The organism is Streptomyces sp. NPDC041068, from assembly GCF_040647455.1.
GTDB lineage: Bacteria > Actinomycetota > Actinomycetes > Streptomycetales > Streptomycetaceae > Streptomyces.
The window spans coordinates 192624-214497 of the sequence record NZ_JBEZCG010000014.1 but is presented as its reverse complement, the minus strand read 5'-3'; the positions used below and the strand labels follow the sequence as shown (position 1 = coordinate 214497).

25 protein-coding genes and 4 tRNA genes are annotated in these 21874 nt (G+C 70.3%); 18 read left to right on the top strand and 11 right to left on the bottom strand.

The window, feature by feature from the left end; genetic code table 11:
- Window positions 1-35: 35 nt before the first annotated feature.
- The gene (locus AB0B50_RS30750) at window positions 36-812 is read right to left on the bottom strand and encodes an XRE family transcriptional regulator (RefSeq protein WP_362338997.1); all 777 of its coding nucleotides are present in this window, start codon (window positions 810-812) and stop codon (window positions 36-38) included.
- A gap of 91 nt (window positions 813-903) precedes the next feature.
- On the opposite strand from AB0B50_RS30750, the gene AB0B50_RS30745 reads away from it, so the two are divergent.
- The 10 genes from AB0B50_RS30745 (at window position 904) to AB0B50_RS30700 (ending at window position 7120) form a co-directional block, all read left to right on the top strand.
- Entirely contained in the window at window positions 904-1167 is a 264-nt protein-coding gene (locus tag AB0B50_RS30745; RefSeq protein WP_362338995.1) for an integrase, read from the top strand.
- 59 nt (window positions 1168-1226) lie between these two features.
- The gene (locus tag AB0B50_RS30740) at window positions 1227-1742 is read left to right on the top strand and encodes a DUF2742 domain-containing protein (RefSeq protein ID WP_362338993.1); all 516 of its coding nucleotides are present in this window, start codon (window positions 1227-1229) and stop codon (window positions 1740-1742) included.
- On the top strand, window positions 1684-3201 hold the full coding sequence (locus tag AB0B50_RS30735) for a phage/plasmid primase, P4 family (RefSeq protein ID WP_362338991.1): 1518 nt from the start codon (window positions 1684-1686) through the stop codon (window positions 3199-3201). Before AB0B50_RS30740 ends, AB0B50_RS30735 begins: the two co-directional genes overlap by 59 nt.
- Window positions 3202-3420: 219 nt before the next feature.
- Entirely contained in the window at window positions 3421-3789 is a 369-nt protein-coding gene (locus AB0B50_RS30730) for a hypothetical protein (protein WP_362338989.1), read from the top strand.
- Window positions 3786-4103, top strand: coding sequence for a hypothetical protein (locus tag AB0B50_RS30725; RefSeq protein ID WP_362338987.1), 318 nt, complete (start codon window positions 3786-3788; stop codon window positions 4101-4103). Before AB0B50_RS30730 ends, AB0B50_RS30725 begins: the two co-directional genes overlap by 4 nt.
- A complete protein-coding gene (locus AB0B50_RS30720; RefSeq protein ID WP_362338985.1) occupies window positions 4100-4543 on the top strand; it encodes a helix-turn-helix domain-containing protein in 444 nt (147 codons plus the stop codon). Before AB0B50_RS30725 ends, AB0B50_RS30720 begins: the two co-directional genes overlap by 4 nt.
- Window positions 4540-5268: a hypothetical protein gene (locus AB0B50_RS30715; protein ID WP_362338983.1), complete on the top strand. Its 729-nt coding sequence runs from the start codon at window positions 4540-4542 to the stop codon at window positions 5266-5268. Before AB0B50_RS30720 ends, AB0B50_RS30715 begins: the two co-directional genes overlap by 4 nt.
- Entirely contained in the window at window positions 5265-5657 is a 393-nt protein-coding gene (locus AB0B50_RS30710) for a hypothetical protein (protein ID WP_362338981.1), read from the top strand. Before AB0B50_RS30715 ends, AB0B50_RS30710 begins: the two co-directional genes overlap by 4 nt.
- Before the next feature lie 35 nt (window positions 5658-5692).
- A complete protein-coding gene (locus tag AB0B50_RS30705) occupies window positions 5693-6439 on the top strand; it encodes a hypothetical protein (protein WP_362338979.1) in 747 nt (248 codons plus the stop codon).
- Between the two features lie 357 nt (window positions 6440-6796).
- Complete coding sequence (locus AB0B50_RS30700) at window positions 6797-7120, top strand: STAS domain-containing protein (RefSeq protein WP_362338978.1); 324 nt, start codon at window positions 6797-6799, stop codon at window positions 7118-7120.
- A gap of 246 nt (window positions 7121-7366) precedes the next feature.
- On the opposite strand, the gene AB0B50_RS30695 is transcribed toward AB0B50_RS30700, so the two are convergent.
- The gene (locus AB0B50_RS30695; protein ID WP_362338976.1) at window positions 7367-7750 is read right to left on the bottom strand and encodes a hypothetical protein; all 384 of its coding nucleotides are present in this window, start codon (window positions 7748-7750) and stop codon (window positions 7367-7369) included.
- 161 nt (window positions 7751-7911) lie between these two features.
- Between AB0B50_RS30695 and AB0B50_RS30690 the strand changes: the two genes are divergently transcribed.
- A complete protein-coding gene (locus AB0B50_RS30690) occupies window positions 7912-8190 on the top strand; it encodes a GntR family transcriptional regulator (protein ID WP_362338974.1) in 279 nt (92 codons plus the stop codon).
- A 16-nt stretch (window positions 8191-8206) separates the two neighbouring features.
- On the opposite strand, the gene AB0B50_RS30685 is transcribed toward AB0B50_RS30690, so the two are convergent.
- Complete coding sequence (locus AB0B50_RS30685) at window positions 8207-8683, bottom strand: hypothetical protein (RefSeq protein WP_362338973.1); 477 nt, start codon at window positions 8681-8683, stop codon at window positions 8207-8209.
- 13 nt (window positions 8684-8696) lie between these two features.
- Window positions 8697-9962 (bottom strand): helix-turn-helix transcriptional regulator, encoded by a 1266-nt coding sequence (locus AB0B50_RS30680; protein ID WP_362338971.1) that lies wholly within the window; start codon window positions 9960-9962, stop codon window positions 8697-8699.
- 164 nt (window positions 9963-10126) lie between these two features.
- Between AB0B50_RS30680 and AB0B50_RS30675 the strand changes: the two genes are divergently transcribed.
- From AB0B50_RS30675 to AB0B50_RS30665, 3 genes are read left to right on the top strand one after another with little or no spacing between them, the layout of a single operon-like run.
- Entirely contained in the window at window positions 10127-10519 is a 393-nt protein-coding gene (locus tag AB0B50_RS30675; RefSeq protein ID WP_362338969.1) for a hypothetical protein, read from the top strand.
- Window positions 10516-11226 (top strand): phytanoyl-CoA dioxygenase family protein, encoded by a 711-nt coding sequence (locus AB0B50_RS30670; RefSeq protein ID WP_362338967.1) that lies wholly within the window; start codon window positions 10516-10518, stop codon window positions 11224-11226. The genes AB0B50_RS30675 and AB0B50_RS30670 overlap by 4 nt, the downstream gene beginning before the upstream one ends.
- Before the next feature lie 39 nt (window positions 11227-11265).
- Window positions 11266-11718, top strand: a complete 453-nt coding sequence (locus AB0B50_RS30665) for a hypothetical protein (RefSeq protein WP_362338966.1) — start codon at window positions 11266-11268, stop codon at window positions 11716-11718.
- 98 nt (window positions 11719-11816) lie between these two features.
- Here the strand turns inward: AB0B50_RS30665 and AB0B50_RS30660 are convergent, their stop codons facing one another.
- From AB0B50_RS30660 to AB0B50_RS30630, 7 genes are all read right to left on the bottom strand, one after another.
- Window positions 11817-13076 (bottom strand): MFS transporter, encoded by a 1260-nt coding sequence (locus tag AB0B50_RS30660; RefSeq protein WP_362338964.1) that lies wholly within the window; start codon window positions 13074-13076, stop codon window positions 11817-11819.
- A 267-nt stretch (window positions 13077-13343) separates the two neighbouring features.
- A tRNA-Lys gene (locus tag AB0B50_RS30655) sits at window positions 13344-13419 on the bottom strand.
- A 107-nt stretch (window positions 13420-13526) separates the two neighbouring features.
- Window positions 13527-15083, bottom strand: coding sequence for an amino acid permease (locus AB0B50_RS30650; RefSeq protein WP_362338962.1), 1557 nt, complete (start codon window positions 15081-15083; stop codon window positions 13527-13529).
- A 67-nt stretch (window positions 15084-15150) separates the two neighbouring features.
- Window positions 15151-15915: a hypothetical protein gene (locus AB0B50_RS30645; protein WP_362338960.1), complete on the bottom strand. Its 765-nt coding sequence runs from the start codon at window positions 15913-15915 to the stop codon at window positions 15151-15153.
- A 213-nt stretch (window positions 15916-16128) separates the two neighbouring features.
- Window positions 16129-18426, bottom strand: coding sequence for a DEAD/DEAH box helicase (locus tag AB0B50_RS30640; RefSeq protein WP_362338958.1), 2298 nt, complete (start codon window positions 18424-18426; stop codon window positions 16129-16131).
- A 307-nt stretch (window positions 18427-18733) separates the two neighbouring features.
- Window positions 18734-19279 (bottom strand): hypothetical protein, encoded by a 546-nt coding sequence (locus AB0B50_RS30635; RefSeq protein ID WP_362338956.1) that lies wholly within the window; start codon window positions 19277-19279, stop codon window positions 18734-18736.
- Window positions 19280-19520: 241 nt separating this feature from the next.
- Window positions 19521-19871 (bottom strand): metallopeptidase family protein, encoded by a 351-nt coding sequence (locus AB0B50_RS30630; protein WP_362339115.1) that lies wholly within the window; start codon window positions 19869-19871, stop codon window positions 19521-19523.
- Window positions 19872-19942: 71 nt separating this feature from the next.
- Here AB0B50_RS30630 and AB0B50_RS30625 point away from each other — a divergent pair, with 71 nt between their 5' ends.
- The 4 genes from AB0B50_RS30625 (at window position 19943) to AB0B50_RS30610 (ending at window position 21861) form a co-directional block, all read left to right on the top strand.
- Window positions 19943-21493, top strand: a complete 1551-nt coding sequence (locus AB0B50_RS30625) for a metallophosphoesterase (RefSeq protein ID WP_362338954.1) — start codon at window positions 19943-19945, stop codon at window positions 21491-21493.
- 82 nt (window positions 21494-21575) lie between these two features.
- Window positions 21576-21648, top strand: a tRNA-Glu gene (locus AB0B50_RS30620).
- A 39-nt stretch (window positions 21649-21687) separates the two neighbouring features.
- Window positions 21688-21762, top strand: a tRNA-Asp gene (locus AB0B50_RS30615).
- Window positions 21763-21787: 25 nt separating this feature from the next.
- Window positions 21788-21861 (top strand) — tRNA-Phe (locus AB0B50_RS30610).
- Window positions 21862-21874 lie beyond the last annotated feature (13 nt).

Below are 21874 nucleotides of genomic sequence, written 5' to 3'. Positions count from 1 at the left end.
CTCCCCCTCAATCACTGGTGACACCGCTAACCGAGTCACTCGCCCTCCTCAGCCTGTTCCGCCCCACCTGTACCGGCTGCCTTCTCCCTGTCCTCTTGCTCAAGCAAGGCGCGGAGCGACGAGGACACCTCAGGCTTCTCGATGTCCTCGCGGAAATAGGCATTCAAGTAGTAAGGCAAGGGCGGAGGAGTGAGCCCGTCCTCACGCATTTCACGACGAATATCTTCGACCTCCCCAGCCCCCCTGTACGTCATTTCCTCCATTTCTTCGGCGACGTCCAAGAGAGCACGACGAAGCTCAGCATCGGGCCATTCGTCGGACATCTTCGTGGCCCGCTTAAGCTTCTCGTCAGCCCTCAACTGATGAGACACAAGCGCCCGGACCAGGGCGTCATGCCGCCTGAACCGTTCGATTCCGTACGGTGTGTCCTCGTAGTCGTCCGCGTCCTGGTCCGTGTAGCGCCAGTTCTCGCCGGTGTGTCCCGGAGCTTCGCCGGTGAACCAGCGAGCCGCTTCAAAAGTGCTCGCCGTCTGCCCCGGCAGAACCTCGACTTCCTCCTCGAATCCGACGGGAAACGCAAGCGTTACCGGCGGAACCCGCAACGCTTGGGCAATTACCAGTAGTTCCGCAATCGCGAGAGTCGGCCGCCGCCCGCTCTCAAAGTTTGCGAGTACCGAGCGCGCGATGGGCATCCCAAGTTCCGCACACCGGTCCGACAGTTGCTGAGCGCTCATACCTCGATGCCGCCGGAAGCGCCTGACCTCGCCAGCGATCCTCTGCCCCAGTCGCACCGACCAGTCCTCTTGTGTCATGGAAGCACAGTATCGAAATTCATTGACACGGTCCAGCACGGCTAGGCAATCTGTGTCCATCAGGTGCCAAATTTACGGAGGTAGACACCCAATGACACAGCGCGGCATGTCGCGATCCGACCTCCTCGCCCTCCCCGCAGCCGTCGACCTGGTCACGGCAGGGCGAGCCCTGTCCCTTGGACGATCGAAGGCTTACGAGCTGGCCCAGAGTGGCGAGTTCCCCGTACGTCTCCTGCGGGTCGGCACGGCGTACCGAGTGCCGACCGCAGACCTGCTCGAACTGCTTGGCATCCGAAACGGAGACGGGGCCGCCCCCGGCTCAAACGTCCCTGACAGCACACCCAACGCTGCCTAGACCTGCAACGCGACGCAGCGCGGCCCGCAAGCCTGCCCATGGGGAGAGAGGAACCCGCCATGCCCGACCAGGTCGCCCTATGGGTCTCAGCTCAGGTGACGGCGCTTGGCGTCGAAGACTTCCCCGAATACGGCAGTCCTGCATGGTGTGCGCTTCGGGCGAGCGACCCAGGTCGCGCGGCGGCCATCCTCACCGCCGCCGAGCAATGGCGCCGCCACACGGCCCGCGAGGCATGGCTCGACCACCTGCTCACACACGACCCCGAGCAGTGGTTCGCCCACGTAACTGCGGACGCCAATGCCTACGCCCGCACTGTCGTGGGCGGCCTTGCCCGTCGGCCCACGCAGGACGAACTCGCCGCCCGGCGCCGTGCCCCATCCGCTCCCGCCCGCCCCGTGACCGCCACGCAGGGATGGCCGCCCATCGCCATCCCCGGACGGCCCGGATGGGTGCGCACTCTCACCCCCGACGGCCGCCAGCTCGACCGCCCCCGCCAACTGCCCCAGGAGTCTCCGCGTGACCTCGCACCACCCGGAACCGCCCACAGCGCACGGCGAACCCCGGCCGTCGCTTGACCCGGCGGTGACGATGCTCACCGCCCCGCCGCTGTGCAACGAGTTCGAGGTGCCCGCGCGACCGGTCGCGCCTACCTCCACGCGCGCGAACGACGTCCCGCTCGCCGCCACGCCGGTCCCGGGGCCGGAACGCCACCGCGGGCACCTGAGAATGGCCGAGCGCTTCGTGACCGAGCACGCCGACCACCTGCGCTACGTGCACGGCATCGGCTGGCACCACTGGGACGGGGCGCGGTGGGCCGTCGACGAGCAGCGCGCCGACGTCGAGGCCGCCGTCGCCACGATCAAGACCGCCCTTGGTGAACTCGACCGGCTCGAAAGCCCTGAGCGCACCGCCCTGTTCAAGGACGTACGCAAGGCCGAGTCCGCCAACGGGATCGACGGCATGGTGCGGATCGCTTCCGCGCTCCCGCCGATCTCCACCCCGTCACGTGCGCTGGACGCCAACCCGTACCTGTTCAACACCCCCGCGGGCACGGTGAACCTGCGCACCGGCACCGTTCACGCCAACGACCGGGCGGACCTGCTGACCAAGGTGGCCGGCGGGCCGCTCGCCGCCGAGCACGACGTCGAATGGGCCGCATTCCTCGCTCGCATCCTGCCCGACGAGACCGTACGCGCCTTCGTTCAACGCCTCTTCGGGTACGCAATGTTGGGCGAGGTCCGCGAGCATGTCATGCCGATCTTCACCGGCACCGGGGCCAACGGGAAGGGCACCCTGCGCGACGCCATCATGTCTGCCTTCGGCGACTACGCGATCGAGGTCGACCCGGCCATCCTCATGGAGTCCAAGCACGAGCGGCACGGCGCGTTCAAGATGCGGTTGCGCGGCTCGCGGCTCGCGTTCTGCTCGGAGACCGAGAAGGGGCGTCGGTTCGCCGAGGCCACCATGAAGCGCCTGGTCGGCGGCGACCCGATCGAGGCCAACCTCATGCACCGCAACCCGATCACCTTCGACCCGTCACACACGCTGGTCATGCTGACCAACTTCCTGCCCCAGGTGTCCGGCGACGACCCGGCCATATGGCGCCGCATCCATGTCGTTCCGTTCGACGTCGTGATCCCCGAGGCGGAGCGCGATCCCGGATTGCCCGACCGCCTCAAGCAAGCCGCACCGGCGGTGCTCGCATGGGCCTACCAGGGATGGCGGGACTACCAGACGCAGGGCCTGAATCCACCCGAAACCGTGCGTGCTCGTACCGCGGCCTATCAGGCAGACAGCGACGTCCTGGCCCGCTTCCTCGACGAGCGCGCGCTCACGAACCCGCACAGCGCCGTCAAAGCCCGTGACCTCTTCTCCGCTTGGTCACGCTGGTGCGCAGAGAGCGGCGAACAGCCGGGCAACGAGGCCGCGTTCGCCGAGTCCATGACCAAGCGGGGGCACACCAAGACTCGTCGCAGCGCCGGGCAGTTCTACCTCGGCCTGATGCTCGCCGGGACCGACGACGACGTGCCATGACCGGCTCGCATGTAGGGCCATGTAGGGGTTTCCGAAACTCCCTTACGCAGGTGTGTACGGGGATCACCGGAAATCCCTGCACACCCCTACACACCCGCCCTTGGCCTGCGAAAAGCCTGCGCCCGCTGCCGTATCGCGAGGCGTGCGGCCACTCCCCATGTCCATCCGCGACGTTCCGCGTCTCGCGCGCGTGCGCGAGGCCGATTGGAGTTCTGAACCTTGACCAGCACACGCCGACCCGCCGCCGTGCTCGCCCTCGCCCAGGGCCGCACGACCGGGCAAGCCGCCAAGTCCGCCGGAGTCTCCGGCCGCACCATCCTGCGGTGGCTGGACGAGCCCTCGTTCCATCAGGAAGTCACCGACGCACGAACCGAGTTGCTGCACCTAGCCGTCGGTCGCCTTGCCGCGGCCTCCACCAAGGCCGTTGACGCCCTGGTCGACGCCCTCGACAACGAGCGCGGCCAGGCCCGCGTACAGGCCGCGCGCACTCTGCTCGATGCCTGCCTCGCCCTGCGGGAATCCCTCGACCTCGAACAGCGCCTCGCCGCCCTGGAAACCGCCGAGAACGACCAGGAGGGACGTCGATGACGCGCCGCCGCCGTGACTTCCGCGACCGTCTTACTGCTCTGGAGAACGCCAACCGGGCCGACCGCTGGCACTTCACCCTCACCGATGGCACCACCGCCTCACTCACCATCGGCGCCGTCCTCGACGCGCTGCAAGAGGCCATCGTCCGAACTGACGACACCGCGCTCGACGAGCGCCCGGCCCTCTCACGCGAGTTGCGACTGCTCGCCCGAGTCGCCGACGACAGCGAAGCCTCGATGCTCGGCCGCCTCGCCGTCGACCTTGCCCGCCAAGTTGTCGACGCCGAGCAGGCCGAGGGAGGGGGGTCAGCATGAGCCGCCCTCAGCCGGGGCGCCGCCTCGTGCGGGCAAACGGGTCGGTGGTCGTGCCGCCCTCCGTGGCTGGCGAGGTGGCGCGCATCCTGTTCGCACACCTCGACGCCCGCGCCCGCACCGACGGGGGCGAACTCTCGCGCGCCGCCCGCCGTCTGCTCGTCGAGCTGCAAGCCGCCGCGCAGCACGCCGACCGGACCGCGTTCGATTTCGTCACCGCGCCGTTCGATTCTGCCGCTACCGGAAGCACCCCCGCCTTGTCGGGCACGGTCAGCGTGCCCGTAGCCGAAGCGGCAGCCCTCATGGAGTGCTCGCCGCGCTGGATACGGCACCTGATCACCACCGGCCGACTGCCCGCCGAACGCCTCGGCGCCCGCGTATGGGCCATCGACCGCGCCGCCCTCGACCACTACCGCCACCACCAAGGAGACACCGCACCGTGACCAGCACCCCGACCACCACCGCCGACGGGCCCGAGGCCGCCCCCGCCGTCGAGCAGGCCGAGCAGCAGGCGGCCGAGGCCGAGCGGGCACTCACCGCCATGGAGGAACGCGTACGCGACGGAGACGAGGACGTGACCCCGGCGCAGCTCGCCGCGGCCCGCGAACTCGGCCGCTTCGCCCGCCTGCGCGCCGAGGCCGCCCACCGCAAGGCCGAGCGCACCGCTGCCAAGGCCGCCGAGACCGAGCGCCGCCGTACGACCGAGCGCGCTCTCGCCCTGCTCGCCGAGCAGCCCCCGCAAGCCCTCGCCACCCAGTACGCCGCCGCCCGCGACGCCCTCGCCGAGTTCATCGCGGCATCCGACGCCTTCGACGACGCCGTCACCGAGGCCGCCCGCCTGCTCAAGGACACAGGCGCCCCGCAGTGCGCAGGCTCCCCCGAGGACATGGAAGGCCCGCCCGCCTCGCCGACCGCTCCCCGCTGGCATGCCGGATTCGGTAGCGCAATGGTCGATCTCGGCAAGGGCGACGTACGGAACGCCGACGGATCCGGCCCCCGCCTCGCCGTGCTGCTCGACGACCTCGACCGAGCACACGGCATCCGTAAGACTGCGCTCGCCCCGGAGTTCACCCGCGACCACATCGTTGAGCAGGCGCACCGGGCACGGGGGGCACTCCGCCCTGCGCTCGACACCCTCGCCGAGCAGCCGAGCGGAGGCGCCAAGTGACCACGACCGACGTTGACCGGTCCCAGTGGGTTGACCAGACGCCCGACGACCGCCGTATCCCGTGGCGCAAGGTCACCGCACCCGACGCCCGCTCGGGACCGGTGAGCACCCATCCGACGATGGGCGAGCACGGCATGGTGCACACCGCCCCGTGGTGGGTTGAGGGAGTCCTGTTCACCGACAACGGCCGATGGCTCGGCCACCTCCGCGAGCAGGCCGCCCAGGCCGGGCAGACGCTCACGATCGAGGACGCCCCCGGCGGCCCGCCCGCCGAGCACCGCGAGCAGGTCGACGCGCTACGCCGCTACGCCGAGCTGCACACCATGCGCCCCGCCCGCCCCCTGCCCCTCGACGAGCACGGCCAGCCCGTACGCGTCCGCTTCTACTGACCCGCCGCCGTCCCGACCGATTGGAGCCCGAGACCATGACCACCCCCGCGTACGGCCGCAGCATCGTTGACGCACAGCTCGCCCTCGGCACCGTGCGCCGCGCCCGCTCGACGGACCTCGTTGAGCTGCGCCGCCGCCTCGACACCGCCCTCAGCACCGCCCACACCTTCCGCGACCCCGACCTCACCGACGAAGCCAACACCCGCCGCCGCGCCGACATGGAGCGCAAGGCGCGCGAGCAGGCCGCCGCCGACCTCGACCAGATCGAGCGCGCCACGACCACCGCGGGCCAGCAGATACGCGCCTACGCCGAGCAGACCACCGCACCGGCCCCGCGCGAGGCCGCCGAGCAACTGCTCGCCGAGGCCCGCCAGGGCCGCGCCTGGGACCGTGCCCGCGCCCTGCTGGAGGCCGGACGCAGCACCGCCGACATCATCAGCGGCGCCGACCTCGACACCCTGCAAGCACTCCGCGCCGAGCTGCCCACCTACCTCGCCGCGCAGCGCACCAAGCCCCAAGGCATGGCCGCAGCCGACTTCACCGAGACCGACCCCACGCCCGTGCTGCGCACCATCGACCGTGCGCTCGTCGGCAAGCTGCCCAAGCACCAGGGGGCCGCGCTGCGCCTGCGCCTCGACCTCGACAAGACCGAGCCCGGACTACGCGAAACCCTCGCCGGACTCCGCCGCCAGGTCGACGGCACCGCCGACGGCAGCGACGCCCTGCGCTCCGCGATCGCCGCCCGCTTCGCCGACCAGGACGTCGCCCGGCAGGTCGCGTAGACACCCGACAACGCGCCCCATGGCGGCTTGGGAACGACGAAGCCTTAGAACCATGAGCGTGGTCCGCGTCCGGCCCGTACCGGTCCTTGCGCTCGCTCCTCCCCGAGACGATGCTGCAAGGACCGGGAGGGACTCTTCGGGACCGCCCCTCTGGCGGAGCTGCCGACGGCAACTCGGCGGGAGATCGAGCTGCGTTCCTCCGCCTGATGACAGCGTCTCGACTCCCTCGACGCACTGGCACGTCCCAAATGGCCTACCAATGCGGCTACTTGGGGCACGCGGATGGGTACCAGTCGGCCGCTTCCGCGTGCCCATCGGCCCAGCTCTCCCGCCTTTGCGGCATGCAAGAGTGGAACCATGGAACGATTGGCCATCCGTGAGACTTCCTCCGGCGGCAGCCCCGCGTTTCTCACGCTCACCCTCTTCGGGGAACTGGACATCATCAACATCGGCAAGCTCACCGACACCGTGGTGCGTGAACTGGAGGCAGGGCACCGGCATCTGCTGCTCGACCTCGACGGGATCACGTACTGCGACAGCGGAAGCCTCTACACCCTGCTCGGGATGCGGCACGCTGCTAGCCACGTGGGCGGCAGTCTCGCTCTCACGTCGGCGAGTTCCTGCGTCCGCAAGACTCTGGACCGATCCGGAATTCGTGATCTCTTGCCCTTCACCCGCTAGCCCGAGGCCTGACGCCGGACATTGAGATGCCCCGCCCGGAATGAATCCGGGCGGGGCAGGGGCGGCAGGGTCAGCCGCGCCTCGGCGGGGCCATTTCGACGGCGAGGGGGAGAGGGCCGGGGGCCAGGTGCGGGGCACAGTCAGGGCAGGCGTACAGCGTCACACCGGGTCCGGTCGGCCGCTCGATGTGACGCACGGCGACGGGGGCGAGCGTTGCCCGCTCACAGCGGCAGCACACGGAGGAGCTCACACGCCCACCGCCACCCGCAGCGTGCGGCCACCAGGCCGGATGTGCACGCCGTGAATCACGGTCGGGCCCACGTCGAAGCCACGCTCGTGCATCTCCAGTTCCCAACGGTGCTGTGCCTGTTCCACCCGCTTCGGATCATCTGGGCACCTGCGAAGAGGTGCGGTGACGTAGGGACGCACTGGGTTGATCGTGTCCACGAAGGGCCGGTGCTCGGCAGCCTCACGGGCGTACGGGCTCTTGTGCTCGGACAGCGCGGGCCGGGGCGGCTGATCGGGGGTAAGCACCGGTCCCGGAACCAGGGTGGTGCGGGGCCGCCCGTCGGCAGGGAAGAGCAGTAAGCACAGCAGGCGCGCTACAAGGCGCGCGATAAGGTCGGTCACGTTCGTCAGCTCCTAGGGCTGATGGGCCACGCCCCCGGACGTTCGCCGCGTCGCGGGGGTCTTTCGTGGGCCGAACCTAGCCCTACCTGTAAAAGCCTGTAAAGGCTTGTATGAGCCTGTCAGGGAATGCTGCTCCGAGACCGGCCGGATACCTTCGGCCCATGGAGTACGGGCCGGATGACCAGGTGGAGCGCGATGCGCCCACGGCGCCGTTTCAGCAACTCGCAGCGATCCTGCGGGCCCGCATAGAGCGGGGCGACTGGCAGCCCGACCGCGCCATTCCCGGTGAGAACGCCCTCGCCGACGAGTACGACCTTTCCCGCCCGACGGTCCGCCGCTCCATCGCTGTCCTCGCCGAGGCAGGACTCGTGTACGCGGTACCGGGCAGAGGCACGTACGTCGCCAAGCAGAAGCCCGAGGGCCAGACGCCGAGCGAGTGAGCGCACCCCGCAGTCGTCAGTCGCGCGTCGCTCCCTCAGGCCAGAGCACCCGTACGGGCACGCCCTTACCTTCGGCGTAGGTGACGACGTCGGCCGTGCCTCCGTAGCCGCGGGCGGGCTGACCGTCCCAGACCGCGAGCAGTTCGTCGGCCTGGTCGACGAGTAGTTCGCTGCCCCTCATGTGCGCGTCCGAGTCGGACCCGTCGAGGCCGGTTCGGTGCACGGCCGACGCCCGGCGCAGCAGATCGTCGTACGTGGGGTGGTGCCAGTCAGGAAGGTCGGCGCGGTATTGCTCGGCGGGAATCACGACCTCGACCCTGCCGCCGTGGTCGAGTACGGCCTGCGCGAACCATGCGTCGGGCCCGTCCGCGATGCAGCTCACGCCGACCAACTCGGCAGCTTCGTAAGCCTCGACCGCCTCGGCCAAGGCACGGCGTACCTGCCGCTCGACCTCGCCAGCCAGTCCGCGGTGTCCCGTGATCCCGACTCTCATGTCTCCCTCTCGGTCATAGGTAGGCGTCGTGCAGCCGCGTGTCGAACTCGCGGACGATCGTGGGCGGGGTCGCCGACGAGTAGCTGCGCCGGAACGACCGGGCTCGCTCGACCACACGACCGGAACGCAACCGCAGCCCTACGTCGAGCGAGCGCGTAGCGAGCGCGAACGCTGTGTCAAGGTGCCCTGAGGCCATGTGTCCGCTCGCCACATCGAGGCCGAGCAACGCCCGTTGCTTCTCATGGTTCGAGGACAGTGCGGCGGTGGCATCGTCGAGCGAGCTGAGCACCCACCGGGGCCGTGCCAGGCGCGCACCGCAGGTGACCCGCGCCGCTGCCACCTTGCGGAGGTCGAACGCGAACACCCAAGGCCACGGGGGCGGTTCCTCGCCCGGCATCTGCTCGACCTCGGCCGCACTGGCGCGCAGTGCCCGTTCGGCTGCCCGCTCATCGCCACCCGTGGCGTGCGCTACCGCCTCCACGGACGACAGCCACGCCGCGGCGATGGCCGGACCCTCGCCGCCGAGCTGCCGCCGAGCCGTACGGATCAGGCTCAACCCTTGCGCGACGTTGCCCGCCTCGATCTCGAACTGCGCGAGGCTGCCCTGCTGATACGCGATGAGCAACCGGTCGCCCGAGCGTCGAGCCGCCTTGATCGCCCCGCCGTACCAGGTTCGCGCCGAACCAGCGTCGGCCATGTCCCAGGACAACCACCCGGCAAGGCTCGCGACTTCGCTTCCCACGGCCGCGAGTTGGGCGCGCGATGACTGGTCGGGCGCCTGGCTCGCGACAGTCTGTACGAGGCGCATGTGTCCTTGCACGGTGTCCGCGAGTTGACGCGCCGACGCGGTGGCGTCCATGCGCCGGTACGCGGTGGTCGCGACACGCAGGACGTCAGCTTGGCTCGCACCCCATTCGAGAGGCGCGGGCGCCGCTGCACCGAGCACGGGGGCCGCCACCGTGACGAGTGCCCCGCCGAGGAACTTGCGCCGTTCCACTGAGTTGAGCCCTTCCATAGGCGCGGCTGGAGCCGCGCCGCTGTCGGCGAGGCCGACCAATCCGGGCGGAATGCCGAGGTGGTGGGCGGCTCTCGCGAGGGTGTTCATGTCGTAGGTACCGACGCCCCGCTTCTCCATTCGGGATACCGCGGACTGCGATAAGCCGATGACGTCGCCGAGCTGTCTTTGTGTCATCCGCACTGCACGCCGGGCGAGTTCGAGCACCCGTCCGTAGTCGCCAGCGCTCGACGCCTCTCTCGCAGCGGTGTCCGACCAGTCCATGCGTGCCTGCCCCTCAACGGTAGGTACCGCGCACCGGGTTTGCGAGCGCGGAAATGCGTCCGACGCATACGCGCATGAGCCCTGCGCATCATCGCTGGTTCGCCCACTGCCCTGCGCGGTTCCCTCATCTCCTCGCGTTCATACCCGAGGAGAAAGCAGCAGTGATGCAGCGCAGACCCGCATGGCCCCGTGACCTCGACAGGCCGAAGCTACTTGCGGCTGGGGAGGATTGGGACGTCGTACGCGTACCGGCCGACGTTGGAATGCGCGCGGTCCGCGATCTGGAGGCGCGCGGCGTTCCCGTCGGTCCTGTGCTGCACGACTCGTGCAATGGGCAGGCGTACTTCCTCACCCCGCCCGGCACCGCTCAGGAGTGGCAGCAGGACGGTACTCAGGCGCTCGGCTCAGGATCCTGGGTTGTCCTCGCTCCGCCCGGTTGGCGTGGCCTCCTGCGGTGGCTCCACGACCCGGCGGACGGGCCCGCTCACACCCTTACGGACGACCTCGCCGAGTCGTTGGTCGCCGCCGTCGTCACGGGAGAGGACGCGGAAGGGTGAGCCATACCGCAGAGATCCGCTACGCGGGGCCGAGCCCGCTCGGGGAGAGCGGCTACCGCACCGGTCTGGAGTGGAATACCAACGGTCGCGCCCGCGCCCGTGCTGCCGAGATCATCACCGAGCACCGTGCCGGACAGACCGAGGTCGTACGCGGCGCTCACCTGCTCTTCGACTGGGCCGCGCACGCCGTGCGCTCCCCGGACCTGCTCAGGGTCGTACAGGAGACGATCGGCGGTTCGGTCGCTGTCGAGAACACCTTCTTGATGATCAAGTGGCCCGGTCGGGACTTCACCGTGCCGTGGCATCAAGACGGGACCAACCCGCGCATGCAACTCGACCCCGAACTCTCCGTCGCCGCATGGCTGGCCGTGACCGACGCGACCACCATCAACGGCTGCTTGCAAGTAGTCCCTGGCTCGCACGCCGCCGGATACCTCGACTACGGCCGCGAGGAGAGCGACGCACGGCGCGGCAAGGCGCTCGGCGTACAGGGCATGCCCAACACCCCGCATGAACGGGGTGTGTGGCTTCCGCTCGATGCCGGACAAGCCTGCCTGATGGACGTCCGACTGATTCACCGATCCGACAGCAACATGACCGTCGGCGCTCGCGTCGGCTTGAACGTCCGCTACGTCGCTCCCGGCGCGATCCGCCCGAGCGGCCCCCACAGCCCCAGCCTGTACCCGCTCACCGGGTCGGACTGGTGACCCACAAGGCACCACCCGAGATCGAGAGGAGCACCACCCGTGACCACCCTCGAAACCAGCGCCCCACCGATCACCCGCGTCCGCGTCCTCACCGGAGAGGACGCCGACCCTGCACGCCGGGGCAGTAAGAAGGTCATCGCGTTCAGCGACTGCCGGTACTACTGCCCCGACGCCGCCACCGTCGAGCGGTGCATCGCGCACCTGCGCGACAGCGACGACCGGCTGCGCTCCCGCCCCGAAGAGCAGATGCTCTGGGACTGGGAATGCACGTACTTCGAGGCCGACCCGGACAACGAGAACGGCGGCGGGACGATCATCCTCGGCGTCGCCTGGTACGACCGCGCGTTCTTCGACGACCGGCGCGGCTCCTGGTTCGGCGCCATGCATACCCGCATCTACGGCCAGATCGGAATCCCCTTCGAGAACGTCACCGTAGAGCACTGGCTCGCGCTTGAGGCGGCCCAGTGGAAGCCCGAGCAGCCGTCCACATAGCCGCTCGGAGTCGGCCGCCTGCGCAAGCGGCCACACCGCAAGCACCTCGGCCCCTGTCGCGTCTGCATCACGCGGCGGGGGCCGGGGCACGTCTGCCGCTACTCCGCAGCCACCGCGCTACCTCGTGCCGATGCGGGCAACGGCAGGGCAGCGTCGGGCCGCAGCACCCGAGAGGAAACGACGAGTGCGGCGAGCGCCGAGCCCGCCACCATGACCCCGCCCACGACGAACGCACCGCGCGGTGAGGCATCGACCAGGAACGGCAGCAGCAGCATTCCGGCCGTGCCGCCGGTACGGATGACGGTCTGGTCCACGGACATCAGCCGCAGCCGCTCGGCAGGCTCGAACGCCCCGAGGTGCGCCCGCAGGGTGACGCTCGTCGCCGGGGTGACCAGACCGCTGACGAGGGCGAGCAGCAGCAGCGCGGGCAGGTTCAGCACCAACCCCATGCATGCCGTCGCGACGCCCTGCAACGCCCATGCGCCGCAGTACACGGCCAGCCAGCCGCCCGAACGGCGGCTACTGGCGAGCGGGTTACCCAGCAGCGCCCCGACGCCCACAGCGGCCGTCACCAGACCGTAGACGGCCGCCCCAGCGCCGTACCGAGTGGCGAGCAGCGCGGGCATACCGACCGCCGTCACGGCGGAGCAGAACAGGGCGACGCCGTGCAGCCCGACCGCCAGACCGACGCGAGGGTGAGCCCGTACCACCGGCCACGCGCGAACCGCGGGCCGCGCCTTACCGGGTCGCTCGACCGCTCCCCCGCCGACCGCCGCGGCGTACCGCCGGGCCAGCCACCCGAGAGCCACCGACGACACCGCGAACGTCACGCCGTTCAGCGCGAAGAGCTGCACCTCGGAGACAGCGAGCAGGAGCAGGCCGATACTTGCCGGGCCCGCGATCCGGGCGATACGCCCCGTGAGGTCGAACAGGCCCGTGACGTGCTGCACCCGCTCGGGCTCGACGAGGTCGGGCACCAGGGCGCCGAGGTTCGGATCGAACAGCGCCCCGAGGCTCCCGAGCAGCAGCACGCCGACAAGCAGCAGCGCCACGCCCCACGGGTCCGGCGACCACAGGAATGGCAGCGAGACTGCGACCAGCGCCCGCGCGGCGTCGACCCGGGCCAGCCGCCCGAACGTCGAGAACCGCGCCACGACGTGACGCCCCGCCGTCCCGAGCACGATGTAGGGCAGCGATTCGACGACCGCGACAAGGCCCATGAGCGATGCCGAGCCGGTTGAGGCGTAGACGACCCACATGACCGCGAGCGCGTACAGCCGATCCCCGAGGACGGACAGGCTCTGTGCGAGCCACAGCACCAGGACGGAGCGCTGCCGCAGCAGTCGCAGGTAACCCATGCACCCTCCGGGGCGAGCCGTACGGGACCGGAGGCAGGCGCCCCCGCCGAACCGGCGCCAACCCTAGGCCCGCGGGCCCCAGCGGACGCCCTGTTCCCGGACACCTCACGCGAACGTGGCAGGGCTCACCCCCGCAACAGAACTGCACCGGCGTACGACTCGCGCCTCGCTAGTTCCTCTCGGGCCAGCAGGGGGCCAGCAAATGATCACTGAGACGAGGTCAGCCCCCGACTTCCGGCTTTCGCCGCAGGTCAGGGGCTGTCTTCCTGGTGGACCGTCAGGGGCTCGAACCCTGAACCAATGGATTAAAAGTCCACTGCTCTGCCAATTGAGCTAACGGTCCCCGTCGGTGCACCCCCGAGCATAGCGGGATGGGCCCCGCCGTCCGATCGGGTATCGCCGTCGAGGGCCGGAGAGAGTCCGGAGATTGTCCGGAGATGTCCGGAGGGGTTACGGATCACGGGGTTCCGGAAGCCCCGCCCGCGCCGCGTCGCGCGCCCGCGTGCGCTCGTGCTCGGGGTTGAGGAACCAGTGCCGTGCCGAGGCGAACCACCAGGCCGACGCGGAGCCGAGGACGACGAGCACCGCGATCGGGGCGTAGTTGAAGGTCTCCCAGGTGACCGGCGAGACCTGCGGCAGCATGAACAGGACCGTGATCACGCCGACCCACGCCACCGCGACGATCCCCACGGGGCGTGACCAGCGCCCCAGGTGCCAGGGCCCGCGCTCGAAGGCGTCGCCCTTGCGCAGCCTCAGCAGGGTCGGTACGACGTACGCGATGTAGAGCCCGATGACGGCGATCGACGTCACCGCCGCGTACGCCGTGACATTGATCAGATACGGCAGGCCGAGCACCAGCGCGCCGAGCGCGGCGAGCCAGACCGCGGCCACGGGCGTCCGTGTGCGCGGGCTGACGGAGTGCCAGACGTGCGAGAAAGGCAGCGCTCCGTCCCGCGAAAAGGCGTAGATCATGCGGGAGTTGGCGGTGACGGACGCCATGCCGCAGAAGAGCTGGGCGCCGATGACGACGAGCAGGAGCAGCTTGCCGGCCGTCGCCCCCAGCGCGTCGAGCAGGATCTGGGCGGGCGGCGCGCCCGTCGGCGACTCGCGCGCGCCGTCGTAGGACTGGATGGCGAAGGTGAAGCCGAGCAGCAGCACGAAGCCCGCGATCCAGGACGTCCAGATGGAGCGGACGATGCCGCGCGGGCCCGCGGTCGAGGCGTCGTGGGTCTCCTCGGTCATGTGCGCGGAGGCGTCGTAGCCGGTGAAGGTGTACTGCGCCATGAGCAGCCCGATGAGCACGACGTACAGACCGCTGCCCCACCCGGTGTTGTTCACGAACTCGGTGAAGACGAAGGACGCCGACTGGTGCGAGTCCGGCGAGAACGCGAGCGCGCCGACGATGACGGCGACCCCGAGGACGTGCCACCAGACGCTGACGCTGTTGAGCAGCCCGACGATGCGCACGCCGAAGGTGTTGAGCAGCCCGTGCAGGACGAGGATCGCGGCGAAGAGCAGGATGGTGCGCCCCTCGGTGACCTCGAAGCCGAACTGCAGGTTCAGATACGCGCCGAGGAACGACGCCGCGCCGAAGTCGATCCCGGCGGTCACGGCGACCTGTCCGAGGACGTTGAACCACCCGGTGAACCACGCCCACGCGGCTGCCGAACGGGCGGGCGCGAGCCGGTGCGCCCAGAAGTAGAGCCCGGCGGAGGTGGGATACGCGGAACAGATCTCGGCCATGGCGAGCCCCACGAACAACGTCATCAGCCCGACCGCGACCCACCCCCAGGTGATCAGGGCGGGGCCACCGGTGTTCATCCCGAACAGGTACATGGTGAGGCACCCGGACAGCACGGAGATGATCGTGAACGAGACCGCGTAGTTGGAGAACGCCGACATCCGGCGCGCGAGGACCTGCGTGTAGCCGAGCTGTGCGAGCCGCTCCTCGTCCGAACCCGCTTGAGGCGGCGGCGAGTTGGGCGCTCCACGGGATTCATTTGTCATGCCCCCAGCGATTCCCTCGCCAGGGGCACGACATGCGCCGCTTCCCGTGGGCGGCGGGCTTACGCCCCTACGCCACCCGGAACCGGTAGGTCGTCGGCTCGCTCCTGTTCCCCGCCCGGTCCTGGGCCTGGACGGAGAGCGTCATCGGGGCCGCCCGCCCCGGAATCCAGCTGAACTCGGCCTTGCCGCCGGGCAGTTCGGGCTCAACCGTCTGCGGAGTCCCGCCCGTGAAGGTGTAGACGTACGCCACCGTGTCCTCGGAGGAGGAATCGACCGTGAACGTGCCGCGGACGCCCACGCCGCCGTGCCACGCGTCGTCGTCGGGGTACTCCGGCGACGACACCGAAGGCTTCTCCGGCGCCTTGTTGTCGTAGACGAACTCACAGGCGCCCTTGCTTCCGTCGGCGCTCCAAGGCCCCCGAGCAGAGCCGTCCGACGCCCGCACGCGCCAGCCCACCTCGGTGAACGCGGGCACGTCCGACGGAACGGTCCAGCTGAACGTCGACCCGCTTCCCTTGGCGATCGTCTGGACGGAACGCACCTGCGTCTGTCCGTCACCGTCCTTCCAGGAGACCTCGAACTCCGCGGAGACCGGCTGCGCGTCCGGATCGCGGAGCACCGCTCTCAGCTGCGGTCGCGTACGGACATACGGTCTCTCCGCGCCGCTGACACAGCCCTTGTCCCCTGTCGCGAGCTCGGACAGAACCGGCTGCTCCGGCGGCCGGTTCTCCGCCGCCACGGCCGCCAACGGCGTGGCGACGACGGCCGATGAGCCGAGCGCGACGGCGACCGCGACCGCGACCGCGCAGCGTACGAAGACATGACGAACCATGGGGTCCCCTCCCTGTCGATCCGGCTCCCCACCGGACCTCACCTCGATCAAGCTCGACAGTAACAGCGGGTACTGACAGCGACACATCGAGCGATCCTGATGTGCCTCACACGCCGGATACGCCGGGGCCCGCACGACGGACCGGATACGCCGAAGGGCCCGCACGACGAAAACGTCGTGCGGGCCCTTCGTTCAGGCGGTCCTGACTACAGGTCAGCCGTTGCGCTTCCAGCGCGGCTTGTCGTCGCGGCGGCCGAACGAACCCGTGCCGGAGCGGTCGTCGCGGCGGTTGTACGACGGGCGGTCGTGGCCACCGGCGCGGTGGCCGCCGGCCGGGCGGTCGTCGCGGCGGTCACGGTTGAACGGACGGTCGCTGCCGCGGTGGCCGCCGGAGGGGCGGTCGTCGCGACGGAAGCCGCCACCGCGGTTGTCGTCACGACGGTCGCGGTTGAAGCCGCCACCACGGTTGTCGTCACGGCGGAAGCCACCGCCACGGTTGTCGTCACGACGGTCGCGGTTGAAGCCGCCACCACGGTTGTCGTCACGACGCTCGAAGGAACGACCACCGCGGTCGTCACGACGCTCGAAGGAACGGCCACCGCGGTCGTCACGACGGTCGTCACGGCGGTCGCGGTTGAAGCCGCCACCACGGTTGTCGTCACGGCGGAAGCCACCGCCACGGTTGTCGTCACGGCGGAAGCCGCCACCGCGGTTGTCGTCACGACGCTCGAAGGAACGACCACCGCGGTCGTCACGACGGTCGTCGCGGTTGAAGCCGCCACGGTCGCCACGGCGGTCGCGCTCGTAGTTGCCCCGCTCGTCACGCTGCGGACGGCGGTTCTCGTACGAAGAGGAACGCTCCTCGCGAGCCGGACGCTCGAAGCGCTCGGCACGCTCGGCCACCGGCTGCTCCGGAACCGAGGCGGCGGCCTCGACGACGGCCTCGGCAGCGGCAGCGGCCTCGGCGACCGCGACCTCCGGGTCGTCACCGCGCTCACGGGCGGCCCGCGCGGTGAGGCGGTCGGCCTCCTCGCGCAGCTCGGCGGCGCGACGGGTGGCGCGCTCCAGCTCCTTGGTGAGGTCCTTGACCTCGCGCTCGGCCTGGGTCGCGGCGTTGCCCGCGGAGTCGGCCTGCACCTCGGTCATCGAACGGGCGCCGGTGATCTCGGCGACCTCCGGGTCGAAGGTGCCGCCGCCGTTGATGATGTGGCGCGAGGCGTCGACGCCCGCGTCCTCCATCAGGCGGAAGATCTGGCGGCGCTGGTGCGGGAGCGAGAGGGACACGACCGTGCCGGAGCGGCCCGCGCGAGCGGTACGGCCGGAGCGGTGCAGGTAGTCCTTGTGGTCGCCGGCCGGGTCCACGTTCAGAACGAGGTCGATGCCGTCGACGTGGATGCCGCGCGCGGCCACGTCCGTCGCCACGAGCGCGTTGACGTAGCCGTCCTTGAAGTCCGCCAGCGTCCGCGTACGGGCGCCCTGCGTCATGCCGCCGTGCAGCGCGTCGGCCTTCACACCGGCGTCGCGCAGCTGCTCCGCGATGCGGTCGGCGCCCAGCTGGGTGCGGACGAAGATGATGGTGCGGCCCTTGCGCGCGGCGATCGCGGCGGTGACCGGCGCCTTGTCGCGGGGCTTCACGATCAGGATGTGGTGCGTCATGGTCGTGACGGCGCCCTGGGCGGCGTCGACCTCGTGCGTCACCGGGTTGTTCAGGTAGCGCTTGACCAGCGTGGAGATCTCGTTCTCCATCGTGGCCGAGAACAGCATGCGCTGGCCGCCGGCCGGGACCTGGTCGAGCAGCTCGGTGACCTCGGGCAGGAAGCCCAGGTCGGACATCTGGTCGGCCTCGTCGAGGACGGCGACCTCGACGTTCTCCAGGGAGCAGGCGCCGCGGTTGATGATGTCGCGCAGACGGCCGGGGGTGGCGACGAGGATGTCGACGCCGCGCTCCAGGGCGTAGATCTGGTTGCCCATCGACGTACCGCCGCAGACGACCTTCATCTTCAGGCCGAGGACGTCGCCGTAGGGCTGGAGGGCGTCGGCGACCTGCATCGCCAGCTCGCGGGTCGGGGTCAGGATGACCGCGCGGGGCTTCTTCTTCTCGGTGTAGCCGTCGGCGAGACGCGCCAGGGTCGGCAGACCGAAGGAGAGGGTCTTGCCGGAGCCGGTGCGGCCGCGGCCGAGGATGTCCTTGCCGGCCAGGGCGTCCGGGATGGTCGCGGCCTGGATCGGGAAGGGGGTGTGCACGCCGTTGCGCGCGAGCTTGCGGACGACACCGTCGGGCAGACCGAGGTCGCCGAAGGTGATCTCGGGCTCGGCGTCGGCGTCGGCCTCTACGGCTTCGGCGTCGGCGTCGGTGGTGACCTCGGTGACGTCCGTGGCCTCGATGGACTCGACGGTCTCGACGGCGTCGGCGACGACGACGGCGTCTACGGCGTCGTTCCCGACGGACTCGACGATCTCGACGGTCTCGTTCTCGGGCAGGACGGCGTGGTCAGAACTGGAAATGGACATGCGAAATGCGAAACCTTCCGGAGTCTCGGCACGCGCCCGTCAACTCCGTGATTTCGCAATGGACCGCCTCTATGCGGTCAGCCACGGCAAGGGAGAGTACGCGCCACGCGGCGCTCTTCTGTGGCGGCGCCGGGCAAATGGGATCAAACGATCTACCACCATACGCACCCTCCACCCCAAATGGCAAACCGCCCTCCCCGGAGCCCCCTCCACCTGCGACGACGCCTACCGGCGAACCGGCGGCTACCGGCAGACCAGCGGCTGACGACGGACCGGCGGCTACCGGCGACTACCGACGAACCGGCGGCTACCGAGGCCCCGCCTGAGGCGAAGGCTCGCGCCCCGCGATCTCGTCGTCCCGCCGCTGCAGCTGGGCGTCCTGCCCCGAGCCCTCGGACGACGACGGCTCCGGGGTGGTCGGGTCCGGCGTCGGGTCCGGCGGCGTGGGCTTCGGCGGAGTGGGCGTCGCACTGGTCTTCGTCGGGGCCGGCTTCGGCCGGGTCGGCGACGGCTTCCCCGGCTTGCCCGGCTTCGACGGCTCCGCCGAGGCCGATGCCGACGAGGACGCCGAGGGCTTCGCGGCCCCCGAGGCGGACTCGCTCGCGCTCGGCTCGGCCTTGTCGCCGCCCTTGCCCTTGCCCCGCCCGCGGCCCTGCCCCCGCTCACCGCCGGAGGCGAGGTCACCGCCCTGCGTCACCGGACCGCCGTCGGGCGCGGCCGCCCCGCTGCGCTGCCCCGCGGAGCGATCGGGCCCAGGGGCGTTCCCGTCGTCACTGATGCTCATGCAGCCCGCGGACGCCGCGACGGCCACCGCGACCGCGGCCCAACGGACGGGAACGTACAACTGGCGCACGGCCGAGCACCTCCGAGGCGCTGAGAATCGGGACGCACTGCCCAACTCCCGCGGCCCGCAAGAGGACACGGACGTCCACCCCAGCCCGCACCGCCCCGCACACCAGGGCGGACGCCCTCGCTCACGCGTGCCCGGGACTCACCCACCTCGCAAGCCCCACCCGCACCCCGGCTCACCCACCCCGCAAGCCCACCCGAACCCCGGCCCACCCGAAGCGCGAGCCTCACCCGCCCCGCGAGCCTCACCCGTACCCGAGCGCGTGCAGCCTGGCATCGTCGATCCCGAAGTGGTGGGCCACCTCGTGCACCACGGTGATCTCCGTCTCGGCGACCACGTCCTCGCGCGACTCGCACATCCGGAGCGTCGGCCCCCGGTAGATCGTGATGCGGTCCGGCAGGACACCCGCGTACCACTCGCCCCGGTCGGTCAGCGGCGTCCCCTCGTAGAGCCCGAGCAGCTCGGGATCGTCGGCGGGCGGCTCGTCCTCGACGAAGACGGCCACGTTGTCCATCAGCCGAGTCAGCTCCGGAGGAATCCGGTCGAGCGCCTCGGCGACCAGTTCCTCGAACTCCTCGCGCGTCATCTCCAGCACGCCCCCATTGTCGGCCACGCCACCGCCTCCGTCCCGGCATACCCGTCCTCCCAATTGGGCATACGGGACCAATGGCCCGCGACTTCACAGTCGTTCTCCAGGGCGTACGAAGGGTGGGCACCGCCCTCGTAGGCCACTACCGCGCTCGCCGCACCCACCCCACCACCGAGCTGGTCAGCACACCCCACCCCTACGCCCGCGCCCTCGGCCTGATCGCGGTCGTGCTGCTCGGCGCCTGGCTGGGCCTGCTCATCGTGGGCAGCGTGCGCGCGCCGGTCGGCCCGATGGACACCCGGATGGCGCTGCGCCCGTCCGTCTCCGGCGGCACGAAGATCAACGTCTCGCCGCTGGGCGCCCTGGAGCTCCGCTCCCACACGGCCCCCATCCGCCTGGACGTCGACGTGGACCGCCTGGACCCGGTGCGCTCCCAGGCCCTGGTCGACCATCCCGAGCGGCTCTCGGGGCTCCAGGACGAGGTCGTGCGCGACGTCGGCCACGGCACGCTCGACCTGGCCGTGCGCTCCTGCGTCGCCGTCGTCTCGGGCGCCACCGCGCTCGGTCTCGCCGTCTACCGCCGCCCGCGCCGCGCACTCGCGGCCGGCGGGCTCGCCCTCGCCCTGCTGGCGGCGTCGGGCGCGGCCGCGTACGCCACCTGGAACCCGAAGTCGGTCCTGGAACCGAAGTTCTCGGGACTGCTCAGCAGCGCCCCTTCCGTCGTCGGCAACGCCCGCAGCATCGTGAGCGAATTCGACGTCTACCAACAGGAGTTGGCACGCCTGGTCACCAACGTCACGAAGCTCTACGACGTGACGTCCACGCTCCCCACGTACCAACCGGACCCCACCACGATGAGGGTCCTGCACGTCTCGGACATCCACCTCAATCCGGCGAGCTGGCGGATCATCGCCTCTCTCGTCGAGCAGTACGAGATCGACGTCATCGTCGACTCCGGCGACACCATGGACCACGGCTCGGCCACCGAGAACGCCTTCCTCGACCCGATCGAGGACCTGGGCGTGCCGTACGTGTGGGTGCGCGGCAACCACGACTCGCACACCACCCAGCGCTATCTGGAGCGCTTCAAGAACGTGCACGTGCTCGACGACGGCAAGGCCGAGACCGTCGCGGGCCTGCGCTTCGCCGGCATCGGCGACCCGCAGTACACCCCTGACCGCTCGGTGAAGCGGGGGAGCGACGCCGTCCAGAACATGGCGGGCATCCGTCTCGCGTCGGCCCTGCGCGCCGAGCGGGCCGCGGGTACGCCGGTCGACGTGGCGATCGCGCACAACCCGACGGCGGCGCGCGAGACGGACGGGGAGGTGCCGCTCGCCCTGGCGGGGCATGTCCACCATCAGGAGATGGAGGTCATGGACAAGGGCACGCGGCTGCGCGTCGAGGGGTCGACGGGCGGCAGCGGGCTGCGGGCGGTCGAGGGCAAGTACCCCGACCCGGTCGAGGCGTCGATCCTCTACCTGGACCGCACGACCAAGCGGCTGCAGGCCTGGGACGAGATCGAACTCGGCGGTCTGGGGCTCACGAAGGCGGAGGTCAGCCGGCATCTGCCCAAGGAGAACCAGCCCGGAGCGACCCCGTCGCCGTCCTCGCCGAAGCCCTCCCCCTAAACCGTTTTGGCGATAGCTCCCCACATCCCATATGCTTCTCACGTCCCCGACGCGCTGCGAGGCGCACACGGCGGGCCTCTTAGCCCTCATCGTCTAGTGGCCCAGGACGCCGCCCTTTCAAGGCGGTAGCACGGGTTCGAATCCCGTTGGGGGCACGCAACACCTTGTGCGAGACTGGTGCTCGCACAACGCTTGGTCCTGTGGAGCAGTTTGGAGTGCTCGCCACCCTGTCAAGGTGGAGGCCGCGGGTTCAAATCCCGTCAGGACCGCTTGCGATTCCTTTGTGAATCGCGTGGCTGGGTAGCTCAGTTGGTACGAGCGATCGCCTGAAAAGCGATAGGTCGCCGGTTCGATCCCGGCCCCAGCCACTTCTTCCAGAAG

Bases quoted from the DNA above. Each gene is read 5' to 3' on its own strand.
- AB0B50_RS30675 (WP_362338969.1), top strand. From the start codon at position 10,127: ATGCAGCGCAGACCCGCATGGCCCCGTGACCTCGACAGGCCGAAGCTA.
- AB0B50_RS30705 (WP_362338979.1), top strand. From the start codon at position 5,693: ATGACCACCCCCGCGTACGGCCGCAGCATCGTTGACGCACAGCTCGCC.
- AB0B50_RS30720 (WP_362338985.1), top strand. From the start codon at position 4,100: ATGAGCCGCCCTCAGCCGGGGCGCCGCCTCGTGCGGGCAAACGGGTCG.
- AB0B50_RS30685 (WP_362338973.1), bottom strand. From the start codon at position 8,683: ATGAGAGTCGGGATCACGGGACACCGCGGACTGGCTGGCGAGGTCGAG.
- AB0B50_RS30625 (WP_362338954.1), top strand. From the start codon at position 19,943: ATGGCCCGCGACTTCACAGTCGTTCTCCAGGGCGTACGAAGGGTGGGC.
- AB0B50_RS30690 (WP_362338974.1), top strand. From the start codon at position 7,912: ATGGAGTACGGGCCGGATGACCAGGTGGAGCGCGATGCGCCCACGGCG.
- AB0B50_RS30645 (WP_362338960.1), bottom strand. From the start codon at position 15,915: ATGGTTCGTCATGTCTTCGTACGCTGCGCGGTCGCGGTCGCGGTCGCC.
- AB0B50_RS30640 (WP_362338958.1), bottom strand. From the start codon at position 18,426: ATGTCCATTTCCAGTTCTGACCACGCCGTCCTGCCCGAGAACGAGACC.
- AB0B50_RS30750 (WP_362338997.1), bottom strand. From the start codon at position 812: ATGACACAAGAGGACTGGTCGGTGCGACTGGGGCAGAGGATCGCTGGC.
- AB0B50_RS30680 (WP_362338971.1), bottom strand. From the start codon at position 9,962: ATGGACTGGTCGGACACCGCTGCGAGAGAGGCGTCGAGCGCTGGCGAC.
- AB0B50_RS30740 (WP_362338993.1), top strand. From the start codon at position 1,227: ATGCCCGACCAGGTCGCCCTATGGGTCTCAGCTCAGGTGACGGCGCTT.
- AB0B50_RS30725 (WP_362338987.1), top strand. From the start codon at position 3,786: ATGACGCGCCGCCGCCGTGACTTCCGCGACCGTCTTACTGCTCTGGAG.
- AB0B50_RS30660 (WP_362338964.1), bottom strand. From the start codon at position 13,076: ATGGGTTACCTGCGACTGCTGCGGCAGCGCTCCGTCCTGGTGCTGTGG.
- AB0B50_RS30650 (WP_362338962.1), bottom strand. From the start codon at position 15,083: ATGACAAATGAATCCCGTGGAGCGCCCAACTCGCCGCCGCCTCAAGCG.
- AB0B50_RS30745 (WP_362338995.1), top strand. From the start codon at position 904: ATGACACAGCGCGGCATGTCGCGATCCGACCTCCTCGCCCTCCCCGCA.
- AB0B50_RS30700 (WP_362338978.1), top strand. From the start codon at position 6,797: ATGGAACGATTGGCCATCCGTGAGACTTCCTCCGGCGGCAGCCCCGCG.